The sequence below is a fragment of the Streptomyces rubiginosohelvolus genome (assembly GCF_014649875.1).
Taxonomy (GTDB): Bacteria; Actinomycetota; Actinomycetes; order Streptomycetales; family Streptomycetaceae; genus Streptomyces; species Streptomyces rubiginosohelvolus.
In genome coordinates this window covers 168,408-188,773 of the sequence record NZ_BMTW01000014.1, presented here as the reverse complement: position 1 = coordinate 188,773, position 20,366 = coordinate 168,408, and the positions used below count along the sequence as shown (strand labels likewise).

The 20,366-nt window shown below is 74.3% G+C and carries 21 protein-coding genes; 8 read left to right on the top strand and 13 right to left on the bottom strand.

Annotated elements, in window-relative coordinates:
- Positions 1 to 159: 159 nt before the first annotated feature.
- On the bottom strand, positions 160 to 891 hold the full coding sequence (locus IE134_RS26800; RefSeq protein WP_010064510.1) for a VIT1/CCC1 transporter family protein: 732 nt from the start codon (positions 889 to 891) through the stop codon (positions 160 to 162).
- Between the two features lie 272 nt (positions 892 to 1,163).
- On the opposite strand from IE134_RS26800, the gene IE134_RS26795 reads away from it, so the two are divergent.
- Genes IE134_RS26795 through IE134_RS26765 form a run of 7 tightly spaced genes read left to right on the top strand, consistent with a single transcriptional unit; the run spans position 1,164 to position 9,070 of the window.
- Positions 1,164 to 2,261, top strand: coding sequence for an ADP-ribosylglycohydrolase family protein (locus IE134_RS26795; protein ID WP_098020284.1), 1,098 nt, complete (start codon positions 1,164 to 1,166; stop codon positions 2,259 to 2,261).
- Positions 2,258 to 3,556, top strand: a complete 1,299-nt coding sequence (locus tag IE134_RS26790; RefSeq protein WP_030719116.1) for an ADP-ribosylglycohydrolase family protein — start codon at positions 2,258 to 2,260, stop codon at positions 3,554 to 3,556. The genes IE134_RS26795 and IE134_RS26790 overlap by 4 nt, the downstream gene beginning before the upstream one ends.
- On the top strand, positions 3,483 to 4,676 hold the full coding sequence (locus tag IE134_RS26785) for an ADP-ribosylglycohydrolase family protein (RefSeq protein ID WP_098895951.1): 1,194 nt from the start codon (positions 3,483 to 3,485) through the stop codon (positions 4,674 to 4,676). The genes IE134_RS26790 and IE134_RS26785 overlap by 74 nt, the downstream gene beginning before the upstream one ends.
- The gene (locus IE134_RS26780) at positions 4,673 to 6,124 is read left to right on the top strand and encodes an ADP-ribosylglycohydrolase family protein (protein ID WP_030719111.1); all 1,452 of its coding nucleotides are present in this window, start codon (positions 4,673 to 4,675) and stop codon (positions 6,122 to 6,124) included. Before IE134_RS26785 ends, IE134_RS26780 begins: the two co-directional genes overlap by 4 nt.
- Positions 6,121 to 7,011 (top strand): ribokinase, encoded by an 891-nt coding sequence (gene rbsK, locus IE134_RS26775; RefSeq protein WP_030719108.1) that lies wholly within the window; start codon positions 6,121 to 6,123, stop codon positions 7,009 to 7,011. The genes IE134_RS26780 and rbsK overlap by 4 nt, the downstream gene beginning before the upstream one ends.
- The gene (locus tag IE134_RS26770) at positions 7,008 to 8,204 is read left to right on the top strand and encodes a CaiB/BaiF CoA transferase family protein (RefSeq protein WP_189431955.1); all 1,197 of its coding nucleotides are present in this window, start codon (positions 7,008 to 7,010) and stop codon (positions 8,202 to 8,204) included. Before rbsK ends, IE134_RS26770 begins: the two co-directional genes overlap by 4 nt.
- The gene (locus IE134_RS26765) at positions 8,201 to 9,070 is read left to right on the top strand and encodes an HpcH/HpaI aldolase/citrate lyase family protein (RefSeq protein WP_030719103.1); all 870 of its coding nucleotides are present in this window, start codon (positions 8,201 to 8,203) and stop codon (positions 9,068 to 9,070) included. Before IE134_RS26770 ends, IE134_RS26765 begins: the two co-directional genes overlap by 4 nt.
- Before the next feature lie 61 nt (positions 9,071 to 9,131).
- On the opposite strand, the gene lgt is transcribed toward IE134_RS26765, so the two are convergent.
- The 11 genes from lgt to hisI all read right to left on the bottom strand — a co-directional run bounded on the left by lgt (position 9,132) and on the right by hisI (position 18,296).
- On the bottom strand, positions 9,132 to 10,109 hold the full coding sequence (gene lgt, locus IE134_RS26760) for a prolipoprotein diacylglyceryl transferase (RefSeq protein ID WP_189431953.1): 978 nt from the start codon (positions 10,107 to 10,109) through the stop codon (positions 9,132 to 9,134).
- A 98-nt stretch (positions 10,110 to 10,207) separates the two neighbouring features.
- A complete protein-coding gene (locus tag IE134_RS26755) occupies positions 10,208 to 11,128 on the bottom strand; it encodes a DsbA family protein (protein WP_189431951.1) in 921 nt (306 codons plus the stop codon).
- Positions 11,129 to 11,202: 74 nt separating this feature from the next.
- Entirely contained in the window at positions 11,203 to 12,015 is an 813-nt protein-coding gene (gene trpA / locus IE134_RS26750; RefSeq protein WP_010064522.1) for a tryptophan synthase subunit alpha, read from the bottom strand.
- Positions 12,012 to 13,298 carry a tryptophan synthase subunit beta gene (trpB, locus tag IE134_RS26745; RefSeq protein ID WP_189431949.1) on the bottom strand — a complete coding sequence of 429 codons (1,287 nt, stop codon included), beginning with the start codon at positions 13,296 to 13,298 and terminating at the stop codon, positions 12,012 to 12,014. The genes trpA and trpB overlap by 4 nt, the downstream gene beginning before the upstream one ends.
- Before the next feature lie 143 nt (positions 13,299 to 13,441).
- A complete protein-coding gene (trpM, locus tag IE134_RS26740) occupies positions 13,442 to 13,654 on the bottom strand; it encodes a tryptophan biosynthesis modulator TrpM (RefSeq protein WP_073821455.1) in 213 nt (70 codons plus the stop codon).
- A 19-nt stretch (positions 13,655 to 13,673) separates the two neighbouring features.
- On the bottom strand, positions 13,674 to 14,483 hold the full coding sequence (gene trpC, locus IE134_RS26735; protein WP_010064524.1) for an indole-3-glycerol phosphate synthase TrpC: 810 nt from the start codon (positions 14,481 to 14,483) through the stop codon (positions 13,674 to 13,676).
- A gap of 116 nt (positions 14,484 to 14,599) precedes the next feature.
- Positions 14,600 to 15,037, bottom strand: coding sequence for a DUF2752 domain-containing protein (locus IE134_RS26730; RefSeq protein WP_179888356.1), 438 nt, complete (start codon positions 15,035 to 15,037; stop codon positions 14,600 to 14,602).
- A 282-nt stretch (positions 15,038 to 15,319) separates the two neighbouring features.
- On the bottom strand, positions 15,320 to 15,571 hold the full coding sequence (locus IE134_RS26725; RefSeq protein WP_030719086.1) for an HGxxPAAW family protein: 252 nt from the start codon (positions 15,569 to 15,571) through the stop codon (positions 15,320 to 15,322).
- 113 nt (positions 15,572 to 15,684) lie between these two features.
- Positions 15,685 to 16,359 (bottom strand): TIGR02234 family membrane protein, encoded by a 675-nt coding sequence (locus IE134_RS26720; RefSeq protein WP_189431946.1) that lies wholly within the window; start codon positions 16,357 to 16,359, stop codon positions 15,685 to 15,687.
- 59 nt (positions 16,360 to 16,418) lie between these two features.
- Positions 16,419 to 17,912: an anthranilate synthase component I gene (locus tag IE134_RS26715; RefSeq protein ID WP_030719080.1), complete on the bottom strand. Its 1,494-nt coding sequence runs from the start codon at positions 17,910 to 17,912 to the stop codon at positions 16,419 to 16,421.
- 9 nt (positions 17,913 to 17,921) lie between these two features.
- Positions 17,922 to 18,296, bottom strand: coding sequence for a phosphoribosyl-AMP cyclohydrolase (gene hisI / locus IE134_RS26710; protein ID WP_030719077.1), 375 nt, complete (start codon positions 18,294 to 18,296; stop codon positions 17,922 to 17,924).
- Positions 18,297 to 18,380: 84 nt separating this feature from the next.
- Here hisI and IE134_RS26705 point away from each other — a divergent pair, with 84 nt between their 5' ends.
- Entirely contained in the window at positions 18,381 to 19,013 is a 633-nt protein-coding gene (locus IE134_RS26705; protein ID WP_030719074.1) for a TIGR03085 family metal-binding protein, read from the top strand.
- Positions 19,014 to 19,090: 77 nt separating this feature from the next.
- On the opposite strand, the gene IE134_RS26700 is transcribed toward IE134_RS26705, so the two are convergent.
- Positions 19,091 to 20,347, bottom strand: coding sequence for an MFS transporter (locus IE134_RS26700; RefSeq protein WP_189431961.1), 1,257 nt, complete (start codon positions 20,345 to 20,347; stop codon positions 19,091 to 19,093).
- Positions 20,348 to 20,366 lie beyond the last annotated feature (19 nt).

Here is a 20,366-nt window from a genome sequence, read left to right as displayed (position 1 = left end):
ACGGCACCGGCGGCATCGGGAGCGGCACCAAGATCGGCACCGGCTGGAAAGACTTCACCAGCGTGCGATAGCAAGCAGCAGATGGAGAGCGGTGAGGGCGCGGGCTCCGTGACGGAGCCCGCGCCCTCACCGCACGCCCCCGTTCGGTGTCGCCGTCCGTCACCCGACGGCGACACCGAACAGCGTGCCCAGCCCGTACGTCATCGCGGCCGCCGCGCCACCGAGGGCCAGCTGGCGCAGACCGCTGAACCACCAGCTGCGGGCCGTCACCCGGGCCACGACCGCGCCGCAGGCGAAGAGGCCGATGAGCGCGAGCAGCACGGCGGGCCACAGGGCGCTCGCGCCGAGGAGGTAGGGCAGGACGGGCAGCAGGGCGCCTAGCGCGAACGCGCCGAACGACGAGACGGCGGCCACCAGCGGCGAGGGCAGGTCGCCCGGGTCGATGCCCAGCTCCTCACGGGCGTGGATCTCCAGCGCCTGCTCCGGGTCGCGCGACAGCTGCCGGGCGACCTCACGGGCCAGCGGGGCGTCCACGCCCCGGGACTCGTAGAGCGCGGCCAGCTCGGCCATCTCGTCCTTGGGGTGCTTACGGAGTTCGCGGCGCTCGACGTCGAGCTCGGCCTCGACCAGTTCGCGCTGGGAGGCGACGGAGGTGTATTCGCCGGCCGCCATGGAGAAGGCCCCGGCGGCCAGACCCGCGAGCCCGGTGATCACGATGGTCTGCTGGGAGACCGCGCCGCCGGCGACGCCGGTCATCAGGGCGAGGTTGGAGACCAGGCCGTCCATCGCGCCGAAGACGGCGGGACGCAGCCAGCCACCGTTGACATCCCGGTGGGTGTGGTTGTCCCGGTGCGCCTCGTGCAGAACGGCGTCGGTCTCGATGATGGCCACGACTCGCTTCTCCCCTACTGAGTACAACTCTCGACAAAGTCCAAGGTACGCGGTCCGGGCGTTCGCCGCCAGCAAGGCAAGGCTGCCCTATACCCCCTCTGACCTGCGAAGGAAGGTCAGCCTCAGCTTCCTGGCCCGTCATCCGCCTGGCCCCTTTCCCGGCGTTTTCCGCCTCGCTTCGCGCTCCACGTGGGACAGATGCGGACAGGGACCGGAAACGGCCCCGGTCCGACCGGGGCTCGGACCCGCCGGAGATACGGAAGGGCGACGCGATGAACACGGCCATCGGCCATGACCGGGCCAGGGGCGCACTGCTGGGACTGGCGGTCGGGGACGCGCTCGGCGCCCCGGCGGAGAACCTGCGGCCCTCCGAGATCCGCAGCCGCTGGGGGCGGATCGAGGGGTTCGTGAGCGACGACCCGGCGGGCACCGACGACACGGAGTACGCGATCTTCTCCGGGCTGCTGCTGGCCCGGTACGGCTCCGCGCTCGACGTCACCCATGTGGAGCGGGCCTGGCACCACTGGATCGCCGATCTCGACGAGGGCCCGTTCCGGGGGGCCGGGTTCAGCGAGCGCGGCACGCTGGAGAACCTGCGCCGGGGCCTGGCCGCGCCGATCTCGGCCCAGCACCGGCACGCCTGGAGCGACGGGCTCGCGATGCGGGCGGCGCCCTTCGGGGTGTTCGCGGCGGGCCGCCCGGCCGAGGCGGCCCGGCTGGTCGCGGTGGACGGCCGGGTCAGCCACGAGGGCGAGGGGATCTACGGGGGCCAGGCGGTGGCGGCCGGGGTCGCGGCGGCCATGGTCGGCTCGGGACTCGCATCGGTGATCGCGGCCGCGCTCTCGGTGGTCCCGATGGACTCCTGGACGGCCCGCTCGCTGCGCCGGGCGGTCGCGGCGGCCCAGCGCCCCTACCCCGACCGCCTCACGATGGAGCGGGCGGTGCGCTCGGCGGTGGTGATCGCCGGCTACCCGTGGACGGACCTCGCGCCGGAGGCGGTGGGCCTGGCGTTCGGGGCGTTCACGGCGGCGCGCGGGGACTTCCGGACGGCGGTGCTGACGGCGGTCAACATGGGCCGGGACGCCGATACGACGGCGGCGGTGGCAGGGTCGCTGGCCGGGGCCCTGCACGGGGAGAGCGCCATCCCGCCGGACTGGGCGAGCGCGATCGGCCCGGTCCGGGGCAGCTGCCTGCCCTCGATGCGCGGCTACCACGTGCTGGACATCGCGGAGCTGCTGACCCCGGACGACCCGGAGGCGGCCACCCCGGAAACGACGCGGGAGCGGGGCGGCGGCCGCGAACCTTCGGCCGTACGGGACATGGCGTCGGTGGCGGCGTCCTTCGAGCCGGGCCGGGAGGAGCGGCGATGACGACGACGGGCGAGACGACAGCAGGGCCCACCGGAAGCCCGGGAGTCACCCGACCGGGTACGGAAACCTCCCACTCCCCCGCCCCCTCCCGGCGCGCCCGGATCGAAGGGCTGTTGCTCGGGCTGGCCGCCGGGGACGCCGCCGGGTGGCCCGCCGCGCGGCATCGGGCGGCCCGGATGCCCGAGTGGACCCGGCGGCTCACCCGGGAACTGGACACCTTCGCCGAGCAGAACGCCACCACCACGCTCCCCGTGCCCATCGCCCTCAACCAGCCGCCCGAGCCGCTGCGGCTCGGGCCGTCCGACGACGCCGAGTGGGCCGCGTTCGCCGCCCGTACGGTGCTGGCGGCGGCCGCCGACGAGGCGGACGGCCTCTCGCCCGGGCGCCGGATGCGGGACGCCGTCGACCGGGCCTGGAACGCGCTCGCCGCCACCGTCGCCGCCGCCAGCGCCCGGGCCCCCGAGGTCGAGGCGGCCGTCCTTCCGCTGCGGGCCCGGATCTCGGTGCGGGCCGGGCTCGGCAACCTGGCCGCCGGGCTGCGGCCGCCCGCCACCGGGCACGACAACCCGCACTACTTCGACGACGCCGCCTGCGTCCGCGCGGCCGTGCTCGCCGTGGTCCACCCGGGCGATCCGGCGGAGGCCGCGGCCCTCGCGGAGTTCGACGCCCGGTACACCCAGGACGGCGACGGGGTGCACGGTGCCCGGGCCGTGGCCGCCGCGATCGCCGTGGCGCTGGCCGGGGCGGACGTCGACACCGTGGTGAACGCCGCCCTCGACCGGCTCCCCGACGGCACCGAGATCGCCCGCAACGCCGTGCACGCGGTCCGCCTGGCCCGGGAGTTCGCGGACGAGCCCGCCGGGGCGTTCGCCCTGGTCCCGGTCCTGGAGCACCAGATCGTCGACCACGTCTACAGCTACGGGATCGCGGCCGCCGAGACCGTCCCCGTCGCCCTCGCCCTCACCACCGCCGCCCGGGGCGAGATCGCGCAGGCCATCCCGGCCGCCGCCTGCCTCTCCCGGGTCGCCGACTCCGCGCCCGCCCTGGCCGGGGCGCTGACCGGGGCGATCGGCTCGATCACCGCCGTACCGGCGGGCTGGCGCGAGGCCTGCCGGACGCTCGCGGGCTGTGCGCTGCCCCGGCTCGCGGGCACGGACCTGATCGAACTCGCCGGGCTGCTGGCAGCCACGGAACCGGCCCTCCCGGGTGGACAATTCCGGCATGACGCCCACAACGGCCACAGCTCCGGCCGCCTCGACCCCGCAGACCTCTCCCTCCACCCCCGGACTCGATGACCGCTTCACCCGGGCCCTCGTCGGCGCGGCCGTCGGGGACGCGCTCGGCGGCCCGGTCGAGGGCTGGACCCCCGAGCAGATCGCCGAGCGCCACGGCGGCCGGGTGACCGGGATCGTCGGCCCCTGGTACGGCGAGGACTGGCGCACCGCCCGCCCCATCGCCCCGTACCACAAGGGCGACGGCCACGTCACCGACGACACCTTGATGACCCACGCCCTGATCCGGGTCTACGAGAAGGTCCGCGACCACCTCGACGCGTACGCCGTCGCCGACCATCTGGTCCCGGATCTGCTCTCGCCCCGCTGGATCCCGGAGCTGGAGGCCGAGGCGCTCCCCCTCCAGCGGATCTTCCTGGCGGAGAAGTGGATCGTCGCCCGGCTGCACTACGGGCACATGGACCCGCGCGAGGCCGGGGCGGGCAACATCGTCAACTGCGGGGCGGCGATGTACATGGCCCCGGTCGGCCTGGTCAACGCCGGGCACCCGGAGGCCGCTTACACCGAGGCGCTGGAGGTGGCGGCCCCGCACCAGTCGTCGTACGGGCGGGAGGCCGCCGGGGTCTTCGCGGCCGCCGTCGCCGCCGCCTGCCACCCGGACGCGACCCCTGCCACGGTGGTCGACGCCGCCCTCGCGCTCGCGAAGGACGGCACCCGCTCCGCGATCGAGGCGGTCTGCGAAGTCGCCCTGCACCACGACGACTTCGAGTCCGCGCTCGCCCCGTTGCGGGCGGCCGTGGAGCCCTTCGACACGGTCGGCCCCGACTACCGCTCCCCCGCACTCGGCGCCCGCCGCCCCTCCCGGCTGCACGCCATCGAGGAACTGCCCGTCGCCCTGGGGATGTTGCTGGTCGGGGGCGGCGACTACCGCCGTACGGTGCTGGGTTCGGTGAACTACGGCCGGGACTGCGACTCCATCGCCACGATGAGCGGGGCGATCGTGGGCGCGCTGGGCGGTGCGATCCCGGCCGACTGGGCGGAGACGGTGGCGGAGGCGAGCCGCCTGGATCTGCACACCCCGGCCCGGGCGCTGGCACGGGTGGCCCGGGAGGTCTTCGCCCGCGACCTGGAGCGGCGCGCGGCCCACGAGGAGGCGTTCATCGCGCTGGCCGGTGAGCGGTGAACGTCGACCGGGCCGAAGCCCCGCGCGTCCGCCTCACCTGGGTGCAGCCTGAGGATCTGGTCGGGCACGAGCTGCGGCAGGCCGCGCAGGACGGCCGGGACGCCCGGGAGATCGAGGAGCGGTGGTACGCGGCCGGGGGCTCCCCCGCCCCGGACCGCGCGGGCGCTTCCGAGCCGCCCGCACCGCCCCGGCTGCGGGCACTGGCCGATGAGCTGCTGGATGAACTCGCCTCGCTGGATTCGCCGTTGGCCTCCGACGAGCCGACCGACCTGGACGCGATCGTGGCCGCCTGCCCGCACTGGCCGGGGCCGCCCGGGGCCGGACCCGCCGTCGGAGCCCGTACGCCCAGCCAGGACAGACAGCCCGCCGGCCGGGGCCGGACGCCCGCCGTCACCCCCTCCCGACTGCACGCCGCCTGGCTCGGCCGGGCGGCGGGCTGCCTGCTCGGCAAGCCGGTGGAGAAGCTGCCGCTGACCGGCATCCGCGCTCTGGCCCGCGCAGCCGGCAACTGGCCGCTCTCCACCTGGTTCACGGCCCACGGCGTGCCCGCCGAGCTGCTCGCCGCCCACCCCTGGAACCGACGCTCGGCCCCCACATCCCTCGCCGAGAACATCGACGGCATGCCGGAGGACGACGACCTCAACTACCCTCTGCTCACACTGCTGTTGCTCCAGCGGCACGGGCGCTCCTTCACCACCGCCGACCTGGCCCGGCTCTGGCTGGACGAGCTTCCGGCCGGGCGCACCTTCACCGCCGAGCGCATCGCCTACGGCAACCTCCTGGCGGGCGTCGAACCCCCGGAGACCGCCCGCCGCCGCAACCCGTTCCGGGAGTGGATCGGCGCGCAGATCCGGGCCGACGTGCACGGCTGGACCCGCCCCGGCGACCCGGCCGGGGCCGCCGCCCAGGCGCACCGGGACGCGGTCCTCACCCATACCGGCAACGGGGTGTACGGCGCGATGTTCACCGCTGCCGCGCTCGCCGTCGCGGCCGGGGGCGAGAGCGATGTGCACGGCTGCCTGGCCGCCGGTCTGCGGGTGGTGCCGCCGCACTCGCGGTACGCCCGCGCGGTCCGGCTCGGCATCGAAACAGCGCGCACGGAACGGGAGTTCGACGCCGTCGTGGACCGGCTGCACGCCGTCTACGCCGACACCCACCACTGGGTGCACGTGCTGCCCAACGCCGCGCTGCTGGCCGCCGCCCTCACCCACGCCGACGGCGACTTCACCCGCTCGATCGGCAACGCGGTCTCCGGCGGCTGGGACACCGACTCCAACGGGGCCACCGCGGGCTCCCTCGCCGGGCTTCTCGCAGGCACCCCGGACGCCCTGCCGCACCACTGGACGGCTCCGCTGAAGAACCGGCTCGCCACCTCCGTACCCGGCTTCGACGGGGCCGGTTTCGACACCCTCGCCGCTCTGACCCACCAGGAGGCTCTGCGCCCATGACCCGCATCGCGGTGCTCGGCAGCACCAACATGGACCTCGTCGCCTATACCGCCCGCGCCCCCGGCCGCGGCGAGACCGTCACCGGACGGGAGTTCCGGACGATCCCCGGCGGCAAGGGCGCCAACCAGGCCGTCGCCGCCGCCCACGCGGGCGGCGAGGTGATGATGATCGGCGCGGTCGGCGACGACGCGTACGGGGCGCAACTGCGTGAGGGCCTCGAACACGCAGGCGTCGACACCGATCTCCTGCACACCGCCGAGGGCCCCAGCGGCACCGCGCACATCGTCGTCGACGACACCGGCTCCAACGCGATCGTGGTGGTCCCGGGGGCGAACGGCGTCGTCACCACGCTCGGCCCCGGGGAGATCGCGGCGATCGCCGCGTCCGAGACCCTCCTCATGCAGCTCGAACTCCCCCTCTCCGCCGTCGTCGAGGGCGCCCGCGCGGCCCGGGCGCAGGGCGTACGGACCATCCTCACCCCGGCTCCCGTACAGCCCCTGCCCGACGAACTCCTGGACCACATCGACCTGTTGGTGCCCAACGAGCACGAGGCGGCCGAGCTGTCCGGGCAGGACGAACCGCACGCCGCCGCCCAGATCCTGCTGCGCCGGGTGCCCGAGGTCATCGTCACGCTCGGCGCGAAGGGCTGCCTGTACGCCGCCCGGGGCGGCGAGCCGGTGCTCTTCGAGGCCCCTTCGGTGACCGCCGTCGACACCACCGGGGCCGGGGACACCTTCGTCGGGGCGCTGGCCGTGGCGCTCGGCGAGGGGCGGCCGGTGGCCGTGGCCGTGGCGTTCGCGTCCGCCGCCGCCGCGCTCTGCGTCCAGAAACCCGGCGCGTCCACATCCATGCCCTACCGCAGCGAGATCGAGGCCGAGGCCGTATGAGCACGACAGCGGGACCCCTGACCGGGCTGAAGGTCATCGACCTGGCCACCCTCTTCGCCGGGCCCCTCGCCGCCACCATGCTCGGGGACTTCGGCGCCGATGTGATCAAGGTGGAGCACCCCCGTAAGCCGGACCCCTCGCGCGGGCACGGGCCCGCCAAGGACGGGGTCGGCCTGTGGTGGAAGCTGCTCGGCCGCAACAAGCGCACCCTGACGCTCGACCTGTCCGCCCCGGGAGGCCGGGACGTGCTCCTGCGACTGGCCGCCGAGACCGACGTCATCGTCGAGAACTTCCGGCCCGGGACGCTGGAGCGCTGGGGGCTCGGCCCCGAGGAGCTGCACGCCGTCAACCCGCGTCTCGTGCTGGCCCGGGTCACCGGCTTCGGCCAGTTCGGCCCGTACGCCCACCGGCCCGGGTTCGGGACGCTGGCCGAGGCGATGAGCGGGTTCGCGGCGATCACCGGGGAGCCGGACGGGCCGCCGACGCTGCCGCCGTTCGGTCTTGCGGACTCCATCGCGGCGCTGGCGACGGCGTACGCGGTGATGGCGGCGCTCGCCGGGCGGGAGAAGACCGGCGAGGGGCAGGTGGTGGACCTGGCGATCATCGAGCCGATCCTGACCGTGCTGGGCCCGCAGCCGCTCTGGTACGACCAGCTCGGCTACGTCCAGCCGCGCACCGGCAACCGCTCCCGCAACAACGCCCCGCGCAACACCTACCGCACGGCCGACGGCCACTGGGTCGCGGTCTCCACCTCCGCCCAGTCCGTGGCGGAGCGCGTGATGCGCCTGGTGGGCCGCCCGGACCTGATCGACGAGCCCTGGTTCGGCGCGGGCACCACCCGGGCCGAGCACACCGAGGAGCTGGACGGGGCGGTCGGCCACTGGATCTCCCGGCACAGCTGCGAGGAGGTGCTGAACGGATTCGAGAAGGCGGAGGCGGCGGTCGCGCCGATCCATGACGTACGGGAGGTGATGGAGGACCCGCAGTACCGGGCGCTGGGCACGATCGCCGAGGTCGACGACCCGGAGCTGGGGCCGCTGCGGATGCAGAACGTGCTCTTCCGGCTCTCGGAGACCCCCGGCGGTATCCGGTGGGCGGGCCGCCCGCACGGTGCGGACACCGAGGAGATCCTGGCCGGGCTCGGCCTCTCGGAGACCCGGATCGCGGCTCTGCGGGACCAGGGGGCGCTGTGACCGGCTGCGACACGCCCTTCCCGCCGCTGCCGGAGGACCACCCGCAGGACGACCCGTGTCGGCCGCCGCTGACCTGGCTGTACGTGCCCGGGGACCGGCCGGAGGTGGTGGCCAAGGCGCTCGGCTCCGGGGCGGATGTGGTGATCGTCGACCTGGAGGACGCCGTCGCCCCGGACCGTAAGGAGTACGCGCGCTCCGCCACCGCCGAACTCCTCGGCGACCAGGTCACCGCCGCCCCCGACGCCGTACCGGTCCACGTCCGGGTGCACGGCGAGGACGACATCCGGGCGCTGGCGGGGCTGCCGGGTCTGGCGGCGTTCCGGCTGCCGAAGATCACCCATGCGGTCTCGGTGCACCATGTGGCGGCCGTGGCCCCGGGCGTCCCGCTGTATCCGCTGCTGGAGTCGGCGCTCGCGATCGAGCACGCGTACTCGATCGCCTCGGCGCATCACGCGGTACGGGGCATCGCCCTGGGCGAGGCGGACCTCCGGGCCGATCTGGGCGTACGGGAGGACGCCGGTCTTGACTGGCCGCGCAGCCGGGTCGTGGTGGCGGCGCGGGCGGCGGCGCTGCCTCCGCCGGTGCAGTCGGTGTTCCCGGACGTCCGGGACCTGGACGGGCTGTGGGCGTCCTGCGTACGAGGGCGGGGGCTCGGGCTGCTGGGGCGGGCGGCGATCCATCCGCGCCAGCTGGAGGTGATCGAGCGGGCGTTCCGGCCGACGGCCGAGGAGATCGAGGCGGCCGAGCAGATCGTCGCGGCCTCGGCGGTGGAGGCGGGGGCGCTGGCGCTGCCGGACGGGCGGTTCGTGGACGCGGCGGTGGTGGCGTCCGCCCGCCGTACGATCGCGCTCGCCGGGCGGGCCTGAGACTGCGGGCCCGCCCGGCGAGCGGGAGGTGGTGCGGGGCGCCCGGGGAGGGCGCGGGGGGTCAGCCCTTCTCGGCCGCCGCTTCGGTGCTCTCGGCGGTGCGGCCCTTGCCCGGCTCGTCCTTGCTGAGCGGGTCCTTCTGCGCGTCGGCGTCCGCGGCGTCCTTCGCGTCGGCGTCCGCCTTCGCGGAGCCGTCCTTGGCGGAGTCCTTTCCGGGGGTGGTGTCCCGGTCGGGCTCGACGATCTCCTCGCGGCCCGGTCGCAGCTTCGCGGAGACCACGATGTAGACGACGGCGAGGACGAAGACGATGATCGCGGTCCACACGTTCAGGCGGAGACCCAGGATGTGGTGGGCCTCGTCGACGCGCATGTACTCGATCCAGGCACGACCGGCGCAGTAGGCGGCGACGTACAGCGCGAACGCCCGTCCGTGGCCGAGCGTGAAGCGGCGGTCGGCCCAGATGACCAGCAGCGCAACACCGATGCACCACAGCGACTCGTACAGGAAGGTCGGGTGGTAGGTCCCGGCGACCCGGTTCGCGCCCTCGCTGATCTCCACCGCCCAGGGGAGGTCGGTGGGCTTGCCGTACAGCTCCTGGTTGAACCAGTTGCCCCAGCGGCCGATGGCCTGCGCGAAGGCGATGCCCGGGGCCAGCGCGTCGGCCCAGGCGGGCAGCGGGATGCCCCGGCGGCGGCAGCCGATCCACGCGCCGACGGCACCGAAGGCGATGGCGCCCCAGATGCCGAGGCCGCCCTCCCAGATCTTGAAGGCGTCGACCCAGTTCTCACCGTCGCTGAAGTACAGCTGGTAGTCGGTGATCACGTGGTAGAGCCGCCCGCCGACGAGGCCGAAGGGCACCGCCCAGACGGCGATGTCGGCCACCGTGCCGGCTTTGCCGCCCCGGGCGATCCAGCGCTTGTTGCCGAACCAGACGGCGACGAAGACACCGATGATGATGCAGAACGCGTAGCCGCGGAGCGGGATCGGGCCGAGCTCGATCACGCCGGTCGACGGACTGGGAATGGAGGCAAGATTCATGGCGAGGTCGACGCTACCTTGCCGGGCGGTGGGTACGGCAAGCCACCCGGCAACGTCTGGGTAACGGGGACCGCGTCACGGGCGGCCGCGGAACGCGGTCAGGAACCGGCGGCGGACGAGGGCGCGACCGGGGTGGAGGCCCCTTCGGCCGGGCTGGACGGGGCGGCGGATCCGTCGGCCGGGGCGGACGGGGTCGTGGACCCTTCGGCCGGGGAGGCGCTGCCCGGCTTCTTGCCCTTGTTGGCCTCGGCGACCCACTTCTTCAGGTTCTCCGGGGAGATCTGCTCGTCGCCCTTGCCCGGGAAGACGGACTCCCCGTTGAGCAGCACCGTCGGCGTGCCCTGGAAGCCGCCCTCGCGGAACGCCGTGTCGGACTTCTTCACCCAGCTGTCGTGCTCGCCGTCCTCCACACAGCTGCGGAAGCCCGGCGTGTCGAGCCCCTCGACCTCCCCGGCCAGCTCGATCAGCCGGCTGTTCTTGGCGAAGGCGTCGTCCGGCTCGGGGGGCTGGTTGCTGAAGAGGACGTCGTGATACGGGGCGAACTTGCCGACGTCCTGGGCGCAGGCGGCGGCGTTGGCGGCGCGCAGCGATCCGGAGCCGCCGAGATTGCCGTCGATGATGGTGGCCAGGTGATACTCCACCCGGATCTGGCCGTCGTCGGCCAGCTCGGTGATCGTGTCCCGGAAGGCCGTCTCGAACTGGGCGCAGACCGGGCAGCGGAAGTCCTCCCAGATCGTGAGGGTGGACGGGGCGTCGGCCGCGCCGACCGGCAGGGTCAGGGCGGCCTCGCCGATCGCGCCGGACGGGGCGACCGCCGGTCCTGAGGCGGAGTCGCCGCCGTCGTCCTTGCCCGCGTTGGCCGCGATCAGGCCGACCACGGCGGCCAGGCCGAGCACCCCGACCACCGCCGAGGCGACGATCAGCGTCCGGCGGCGCTTCTCGCGCCCCTTCTCCCGCTCGCGCTGCTGGGCCAGGCGCTCGCGCGCGCTTCTGTTTCCCTCAGGGATCTTGTCGCTCACACCCGGGGAACGAACCGGGGAGGCACCTCCGCGCCTCCCCGGTCCACAATCCACCCATTCGGGTGGTTCGCTGGTCAGCGCTTTCGAACACCTTCGGCCAGTTCGCCCGCCAGGGAGCGGACCGCGGCGAGGCCGGCGGCCTCGTCGGGGGCGTCCAGCATGGCCTTGACGAAGGCCGAGCCGACGATCACGCCGTCGGCGAATCCGGCGACCTCGGCGGCCTGCGCCGCGTTGGAGACGCCGAGGCCGACGCAGACCGGCAGGTCGGTGGTGGCGCGGGTGCGTCCCACCAGGTCCTGGGCCTGGGCGCCGACGGAGGCGCGGGTTCCGGTGACGCCCATCAGGGAAGCGGCGTAGACGAAGCCGCTGCCGGCCGCCGTGATGGTGGCGAGGCGGGCGTCCTGGCTGCTGGGGGCGACGACGAACACGGTGGCCAGGCCGTGCTTGTCGGCGTGCTCGCGCCACAGCGCGGACTCCTGGACCGGCAGGTCGGGCAGGATGCACCCGGCGCCGCCCGCCTCGGCCAGCTCGGCGGTGAAGCGCTCGACACCGTAGCGGTCGATGGGGTTCCAGTACGTCATGACGAGGATCGGGACGCCGGTGGCCTCGTACGCCTCGCGGACCGTGCGCATCACGTCGGCGATCCGGACGCCGCCGCGCAGGGCGATGTCGTCGGCGGTCTGGATGACCGGCCCGTCCAGGACCGGGTCGCTGTGCGGGAGGCCGACCTCGACGACGTCCGCGCCGCCCGCGACGACGGCCTTGACCGCTTCGATGCCGCCGTCGACGGTCGGGAAGCCCGCCGGGAGGTAGGCGATGAGCGCCGCCCGGTCCGCGGCCTTCGCGGCGGCCAGGGTGGTGTTCAACAGCTCGATGTTGCCGCTCACTTGGCGTCCCCCTCGATCTCGGCGCGGTCGCTGTCGGCGTCCGCCTCGACGACGGCGTCGGTGTCGTAGAGCCCGAAGTAGCGGGCGGCGGTGTCCATGTCCTTGTCACCGCGGCCGGACAGGTTGACGAGGATCAGCCCGTCCTTGCCCAGCTCCTTGCCGAGGTCCAGGGCCCCGGCGAGCGCGTGGGCGCTCTCGATGGCCGGGATGATGCCCTCGGTGCGGGACAGCAGGCGCAGGGCCTGCATGGCCGCGTCGTCGGTGACCGCGCGGTACTCGCCGCGCCCGACGTCCTTGAGGTAGGAGTGCTCGGGGCCGATGCCCGGGTAGTCCAGCCCCGCCGAGATGGAGTACGGCTCGGTGATCTGGCCCTCGTCGTCCTGGAGGACGTAGGAGCGCGAACCGTGCAGGATGCCCGGCTCCCCCGCGGTCAGGGTCGCCGCGTGCTCGCCGGTCTCCACCCCGTGCCCGGCGGGCTCGCAGCCGACCAGGCGGACGCCCCCGTCGGGGATGAAGGCGTGGAAGAGGCCGATGGCGTTGGAGCCGCCGCCGACACAGGCGACCGCCGCGTCCGGGAGGCGGCCCGCGCGCTCCAGGAGCTGGCGGCGGGCCTCGACGCCGATGACCCGGTGGAAGTCGCGGACCATCGCGGGGAAGGGGTGCGGGCCCGCGACCGTACCGAAGAGGTAGTGCGTACGGTCCACGTTGGCGACCCAGTCGCGGAACGCCTCGTTGATGGCGTCCTTCAGGGTCCGCGAGCCGGACTTCACAGCGACGACCTCGGCGCCGAGCATCCGCATCCGGGCCACGTTCAGGGCCTGGCGCTCGGTGTCGATCTCGCCCATGTAGATGGTGCAGTCGAGGCCGAAGAGGGCGCAGGCGGTCGCGGTGGCGACGCCGTGCTGGCCGGCTCCGGTCTCGGCGATGACGCGGGTCTTGCCCATGCGCTTGGTGAGGAGCGCCTGGCCCAGCACGTTGTTGATCTTGTGCGAGCCGGTGTGGTTCAGGTCCTCGCGCTTGAGGAAGATCCGGGCCCCGCCCGCGTGCTCGGCGAAGCGCGGGACCTCGGTCAGGGCGCTGGGGCGGCCGGTGTAGTTCACCATCAGCTCGTTGAGCTCGGCGGCGAACGCCGGGTCGGCCTTGGCCTTGTCGTACTCGACGGCGACCTCGTCCACGGCGGCGACGAGCGCCTCCGGGATGAACTTGCCGCCGTACGCGCCGAAATAGCCTTCGGCGCTGGGGATCAGACCCTCGGGGTCCGGAATGAAGAAATCGGACGTCATGCGACGTGCTCCTTGGCATGGCAACGGGTGGGTTCACCGTATGCGCGGAGCGGCGGGCACCACCGGGACCGGCGTGCGGTCGGGGTGGTGCGGTCGTACGTACGAACGTGCTGGGGTACTGCGGTACGTCGGCCGGGGCTCGCCTACTGCGCGGACCCCGGGCGCCATCGCATGCCGTTGACCTGGCCGGGCTCGTCCCCGATGACGTACCGCACACGCCGTCCGTGCACGCGCCGGGCGGGGGCGCGGCAGCCGCGCGGGCGGCAGCCGCGCGCCAGCGGGGCGTGCGGGTCCCGCGCCGGAGCCCCGGCCGGGGCGAGGCCCGGTCGGGTGCGGGGCACGGGACGTCCGGTCATGGTCGCTGTCGTCCCCGGGTCAGCCGCGGCCGTGGCGGAGCGCCGGGTGGGCGCCCGCGGCGACGAGGTCGGCGACGGCGGCGCGCGGGTCGCGGCCGGTGACCAGGGACTCGCCGACCAGGACGGCGTCGGCGCCGGCGTTGGCGTACGCGATCAGGTCGTGCGGGCCGCGGACGCCGGACTCGGCGACCTTGACGATGTGGTCGGGGATCTCGGGGGCGACCCGCTCGAAGGTGGAGCGGTCGACCTTGAGGTCCTTCAGATTGCGCGCGTTGACACCGATGATCTTGGCTCCGGCGTCCACGGCGCGCTCCGCCTCCTCCTCGTCGTGCGCCTCGACGAGCGGGGTGAGCCCGATCGACTCGGCGCGCTCGATGAGGGAGACCAGGGCCTCCTGGTCGAGGGCGGCGACGATCAGCAGGGCGAGGTCGGCACCGTAGGCGCGGGCCTCCCACAGCTGGTACGAGGTGACGATGAAGTCCTTGCGGAGGATCGGCGTGTCGACCTTGGCGCGGACGGCCTCCAGGTCGGCGAGCGAGCCGCCGAAGCGGCGCTCCTCGGTGAGGACCGAGATGACGGACGCGCCGCCGGCCTCGTAGTCCGCGGCGAGCGCGGCCGGGTCGGCGATGGCGGCCAGGGCCCCCTTGGAGGGCGACGAGCGCTTGACCTCGCAGATGACGGTGACGCCCTCGCCGCGCAGGGCGGCGACTCCGTCCTTGGCCTGGGGGGCGCGCGCGGCGCGCTCCTTCAGCTCGTCGAGGCTGACGCGCGCCTGTCGCTCCGCGAGGTCGGCGCGAACGCCGTCGATGATCTCGTCGAGCACACTCACGCGAGCGGCCCCCTTCCGGAACGGTGAATAGGGAACAGGATCAGCCGTACCGATGGTATCCGCAGGAGCGCCCAGGGCTCGCATCCGGCCACGCCGCGTCCCACTACCTGGGCATTTCAGGGGGCCAGCGCCGAGCCGAACGGCAGATTCCGGACGACGGTGAAGACCAGCAGGACGGCGCCCACGCCCCACCACCAGGCGGGTGCCAGGGCCATCCGCAGAGGCTTTCCGCGCCAGGCGCGGACCAGCCAGAGGACCCAGACGGCGGCGAAGAGGAAGTAGCCGGCGGTGGCGATCGCGTTGGCTGAGAACGCCGCGCCGAGGTCCCCGGTGATGAAAGCGTGGGCGCTGCGGAGGCCGCCGCAGCCGGGGCAGAAGACGCCGGTCAGCTGGAGCAGGGGGCAGACGGGGTAGTGGCCGGGCTCGTTGGGATCGACGGTGCCGACGTAGGCGAAGGCCCCGGTGACGGCGGCGAGGATACCCAGGGGCGTGCCGAGCCTTTTCCAGCCCGTTCGGCGTTTGAGGACGGAACCGGGGCCTTGGGGCTCGTGCACCTGCGAGGTTCCTTCACCCAAGGGGCCATTGGGCTGCGGGCTCTCCCCGCCGAGGGTTCCGTCCTCAATCGCCGGACGGGCTGGGACGTCCGGGGTCGGGCAGACCGTCAGGGGCATGTTCCAGGGGCCGACGCCCTGGGGGTCGGGGTCCGGGGGCTGGGCTGCGGCGGGGGTAGGCGAGGCGTCCACCCGCCGATTGTCCCCCGACGACGCGAAAAGGCGCAGCCCCACCGGGGCTGCGCCTGTCTGCGTGTCGGTCGCCGGGACGGTCCGGCGGCCGGATCAGTGGGAGATCTGCGCCCGCCCGGCGCGCGCCCGGGCCTCGACCATCTCGGCCGACTCCTTCTGCGCGCCGAGACCGGCGGCCCGCATGGCGAGGCCCACGAGTCCGCCGCCGAAGATCACGGCGACGCCGACCCAGAAACCGAGCGGGTTGGCCGCGACCATGAAGACGCCTGCGACGCAGAAGCCGATCAACGTGATGATGGCACCGGTCCAGGCGGCCGGGGTGTGTCCGTGGCTCGTGCCCGCCATGAGTTGCTCCTCGTTGGTGTTGCGCTGTGGGTGACGCGGTAGATGGGGCCGCCGCCCGGGGGACGGCTCGGTTCCATTGTCCCGTACGGGGCCGCAGGGGGTGAGCGTGGGGGTCACGCCTCGCGCGTCGGGTCCTCGCCTCGGTCCAGGGCCTTCCACAGGTCCTCGGGCCGGTCCGGGTCGGGGGCGGTGCGGGGCGCCTTGCCGGGGCGGGGGGTGCCGTCGCGCTCGTACTTTCCGGACATGGCGGGCCAGCGGCTGCCGTAGCGCAGGGCGAGGAGCCCGGCCAGCAGGATCAGCAGGCCGCCGACGGCGGTGACGTAGGGCCAGGCGGTGTGGCTGAGGGCGTGGATGGTGGCCGCCGCGTCACCGGTGGTCCTGGCCGCCTCCGCATCGAGGGCCGTGCTGTCGGAGGCTCCGGCCCAGGCGCTGAGGGTGGCGCCGAGACCGCTGAGGGCCAGCAGCGCGGCGACGATCCGGCGGCCCGCGCCGCGTACGGCGAAGACGGCGACGAGGGCGGCGAGCCCGACGATGGCGAGGGCGGCGGGGGCGCCCGTGACGTCCCGGCCGTCGGCGGTCAGCGGCAGCGCGCCGCCGCCGGTGGCCGCCTGGCCCTCGGCCCAGGTCTGCCCGGAGGCGAGGAGGACGACGGTCGCGCCCACCGCGCCCAGGAGCAGAGCGGCCGCGAGGGAGCGGCGGCTCCCCGCGGAGTCGGGCGCGGCGCCGGACGCGGAGTCGGCGGTGCGGGCACGGGGCTGGGGTACGGGAACAGCACTCACGCCCTCCACTATCCCCTACCGCCCCGACGCCCGTGGAGCCGGTCGGCCGTCAGCGGTTCAGCGGGCGTTCAGCGGCCGTGGAGCCGGTTGGCCGTATGGACGGCGCGGAGCACGGCCGCCGCCTTGTTGCGGCATTCGGTGTCCTCGGCGACCGGGTCGGAGTCGGCGACGACGCCCGCCCCGGCCTGGACGTACGCGGTGCCGTCGCGGAGGAGGGCGGTCCGGATGGCGATGGCGGTGTCGGAGTCCCCGGCGAAGTCGAGGTAGCCGACGCAGCCCCCGTACAGTCCGCGGCGGCTCGGCTCCAGCTCCTCGATGATCTGCATGGCGCGCGGCTTGGGAGCGCCGGAGAGGGTGCCCGCGGGGAAGCAGGCGGTGAGGACGTCGAAGGCGGTGCGGTCCTCGGTGACGCGGCCGGTGACGGTGGAGACGATGTGCATCACGTGGGAGTAGCGCTCGATGGACATGAAGTCGACGACCTCGACGCTGCCCGGTTCGCAGACCCGGCCCAGGTCGTTGCGGCCGAGGTCGACGAGCATCAGGTGCTCGGCGCGCTCCTTGGGGTCGGCGAGCAGTTCCTCGGCGAGCGCCTGGTCCTCCTGCGGGGTGGCGCCGCGGTGCCGGGTCCCGGCGATCGGGTGGACCATGGCCCGGCCGTCCTCGACCTTGACGAGGGCCTCGGGGCTGGAGCCGACGACGTCGAACCCGTCGAAGCGGAAGAGATACATGTACGGGGACGGGTTGGTGGCCCGCAGCACCCGGTAGACGTCCAGGGCGCTCGCGGTGCAGGGCGTCTCGAAGCGCTGGGAGGGGACGACCTGGAAGGCCTCGCCTGCCCGGATGCGCTCCTTGATGTCGTCCACGGCGTCCTGGTAGGCCTCGCCGCCCCACAGCGCGGTGTACGGGGGCAGCTCGGAGGGGGGCAGGACGGCGGGGGCGTTCTCGACCGGGCGGCGCAGGTCGCGCTCCATCGCGTCGAGGCGGGCGACGGCGTCCGCGTGGGCCTCGTCGACGCCGGTGGCGAGGTCGTTGTGGTTGATCGCGTTGGCGATCAGCAGGACGGTGCCGTTCTGGTGGTCGAGGACGGCGAGGTCCGAGGTGAGGAGCATGGTCAGCTCGGGCAGCTTCAGGTCGTCGCCGCCGTGCTCGCCGATCTTCTCCAGGCGGCGCACGATGTCGTAGCCGAGGTAGCCGACCATGCCGCCGGTGAACGGCGGGAGGCCCTCGTCCACGACCAGGTCGCGCGGGGTGTGCAGGGTCTCGACGGTGGCCCGGAGCGCGTCCAGCGGGTCGCCGGCCAGGGGCACGCCGACGGGCGGGGTGCCCAGCCAGTGGGCCTCGCCGTCGCGGGCGGTGAGGGTGGCGTCGCTGCGGACGCCGATGAAGGAGTAGCGCGACCAGGTGCGGCCGTTCTCTGCGGACTCCAGCAGGAAGGTGCCGGGGCGTTCGGCGGCGAGCTTGCGGTACAGGCCGACCGGAGTGTCGCCGTCCGCGAGGAGGCGGCGGCTGACGGGGACGACGCGCCGGTCGACGGCCAGTTTGCGGAAGGTGTCGAGATCCATGGCCGGACCTTAGCTGTCGAGGAGGACGTCGGCGTCGAAGCAGGTGCGGTCACCCGTGTGGCAGGCGGCGCCGGTCTGGTCGACCTTGACGAGGACGGTGTCGGCGTCGCAGTCCAGGGCGACGGACTTCACGTGCTGGACGTGGCCCGAGGTGTCGCCCTTGACCCAGTACTCCTGGCGGCTGCGCGACCAGTAGGTGCAGCGGCCCGTGGTGAGGGTGCGGTGCAGCGCCTCGTCGTCCATCCAGCCGAGCATCAGCACCTCACCGGTGTCGTACTGCTGGGCGATGGCCGGGACCAGGCCGTCGGCGCCGCGCTTGAGGCGGGCGGCGATGGCGGGGTCGAGGCTGCCGGTGGGCGGGGTGGGGTCGGGCGTGCTGGTCATGGGGCCATTGTGCCGTGGTGCCGGACGTTTCCCGGCCGGACGTCCACTGGGCGGACCCGGGGTGACGGTCGTACGCTGGCGGGCATGTCGACCCATGCGAAGCGTGAACGTCTTCTGCTCGCCGATCTGTTGGAAGCGGCCGGCCCCGAGGCCCTGACCCTGTGCGACGGCTGGAAGACCCGCGACCTGGCCGCCCATGTGGTGGTCCGCGAACGCCGCGCGGACGCGGCGGGCGGGCTGCTGGTGGGTGTGCTGAAGGCCCGGCTGGAGCGGGTGCAGGCGGAGTTCGCGGCGAAGCCGTACGAGGAACTGATCCAGCTGATCCGTACCGGACCGCCCCGGTTCTCCCCGATGGCCCTGAAGCAGATCGACGAGGCGGCCAACACGGTGGAGTTCTTCGTCCACGCGGAGGATGTGCGGCGGGCCCAGCCCGACTGGTCGCGCCGCGAGCTGAACCCGGTCTTCGCCGATGTGCTCTGGTCGAACGTGGAGAAGACCGCCCGGCTGGTGGGCCGCCGCTCCCCCGTCGGCCTGGTGCTGCGCCGCCCGGACGGCCGCACGGCGGTGGCCCACAAGGGCACCCCGGTGGTGACGGTGACCGGCGAGCCGGCCGAGCTGCTGCTGTTCGCGTACGGACGGCAGAGCGCGGCGGACGTGCAGGTGGAGGGCGACCAGGCAGCGGTGGAGCGGGTACGGAAGGCCGAGCTGGGGATGTGACGCGGGGCGCGTGACGGGGCCGGTGGTCCGGCGGGCGTCCGGCCGGGGGTGGCGGCCCCGGTCGGGCGGTTGACGGGTCAGCGGGGCAGTTCGGCGCGGCGGAGTGCGGTGAGGGCGAGGCCCGCCGCGCCGCCCGTCCCGCACACGGCCGCGCTGACCGCGTACACCGATCCGGTCCCCCAGAGTGCGATGGCCGCCCCGGTGACCGGATAGCTCAGCGGGATCAGCGCGTAGGTGAAGAACGTCGACACGGACGTGACCCGGCCCAGGTACGCCGGGGCGGCGGCGGTCTGGACGAGGGCACCGCACAGCGCGCCGGCCAGACCGGCCGTCAGGCCGACGAACGCGGCGACCGCGGCGGCGAGGGCGACCGTGGGGACCTGGGCCAGGGCGGCGATGCCGACGGCGCCGACGAGCGCCATCAGGCTCATCACGAGTCCGGCGCGGGGCACCCGGCCCCGGACGGCGAGGAGGAGGGCGGACCCGGCCGCCCCGGCGGCGAATCCGGCGACGATCCAGCCCATGCCGGAGGCGCCCCAGCCGCGCTGCTCGGAGAGCAGGATCAGGCCGAGGTTGAGCGGTCCGACGAAGCCCAGCTCGCTGAGGGCGATGACGAGCATGAGCGGGCCGAGCAGGCGGTCGTGGCGGATGTAGCGGAGCCCGCCGACGAGGTCGTGCCAGGCATTGGGGGCCTTCGCGGCGGCCGCTGCCTCACCGGAGGTCTCCGGCTCGGCCAGGGGTCTGATCCGCAGGCTCAGGAGCAGCGGCAGGGACAGGGCGAAGAGCACTCCGGCGGCGGCGAAGGCGAGCGAGGGGCCGCCGGTCGCCACGGCGACCCCGCCCATCGGCGCGCCGATGATCGAGGAGCCGCGCGCGGCCAGTGCGCGCAGGCCCTGGATCCGGGCGAGCTGGCCCGGGGTGCTGATCCGGGGCGGCAGCGCTCCGACGGCGGGCAGGAACAGGGCGTCGACCGCGCCGAAGAGCAGGGCGACGACCAGCAGGACGCCCACGGTGGGCGCGGTGAGGACCAGGACCGCGGCGAGGACGAGGACCAGGACGGCGCGGGCGGTGTCGCTGCCGATGACGACGCGGCGGGGCCCGAGCCGGTCGGCGAGCACTCCCCCGCCGAGCATGAGGAGCGCCCGGGGTATCGATCCCGCGGCGAGGACGAGGCCGGTGCCGGAGGCGCTGCCGGTACGGGCGGCGGCCCAGGCGAGGGCCATGAAGTAGACGCTGTCGCCGATCATCGACGCGGTGTACGCGCCGAGCCAGCGCAGGACGTTCGGGTCACGGTGCGCGGGGCGTTCGGGGGCTTCCACGGCGGTGACGGTCACGGGTGCGGCCTTTCCGGGA

Coding starts and splice junctions, on each gene's coding strand:
- IE134_RS26795 (WP_098020284.1), top strand. CDS start 1,164: ATGAACACGGCCATCGGCCATGACCGGGCCAGGGGCGCACTGCTGGGA.
- IE134_RS26790 (WP_030719116.1), top strand. CDS start 2,258: ATGACGACGACGGGCGAGACGACAGCAGGGCCCACCGGAAGCCCGGGA.
- IE134_RS26785 (WP_098895951.1), top strand. CDS start 3,483: ATGACGCCCACAACGGCCACAGCTCCGGCCGCCTCGACCCCGCAGACC.
- rbsK (WP_030719108.1), top strand. CDS start 6,121: ATGACCCGCATCGCGGTGCTCGGCAGCACCAACATGGACCTCGTCGCC.
- IE134_RS26770 (WP_189431955.1), top strand. CDS start 7,008: ATGAGCACGACAGCGGGACCCCTGACCGGGCTGAAGGTCATCGACCTG.
- lgt (WP_189431953.1), bottom strand. CDS start 10,109: ATGAATCTTGCCTCCATTCCCAGTCCGTCGACCGGCGTGATCGAGCTC.
- trpB (WP_189431949.1), bottom strand. CDS start 13,298: ATGACGTCCGATTTCTTCATTCCGGACCCCGAGGGTCTGATCCCCAGC.
- trpM (WP_073821455.1), bottom strand. CDS start 13,654: ATGACCGGACGTCCCGTGCCCCGCACCCGACCGGGCCTCGCCCCGGCC.
- IE134_RS26725 (WP_030719086.1), bottom strand. CDS start 15,571: ATGGCGGGCACGAGCCACGGACACACCCCGGCCGCCTGGACCGGTGCC.
- IE134_RS26715 (WP_030719080.1), bottom strand. CDS start 17,912: ATGGATCTCGACACCTTCCGCAAACTGGCCGTCGACCGGCGCGTCGTC.
- hisI (WP_030719077.1), bottom strand. CDS start 18,296: ATGACCAGCACGCCCGACCCCACCCCGCCCACCGGCAGCCTCGACCCC.
- IE134_RS26705 (WP_030719074.1), top strand. CDS start 18,381: ATGTCGACCCATGCGAAGCGTGAACGTCTTCTGCTCGCCGATCTGTTG.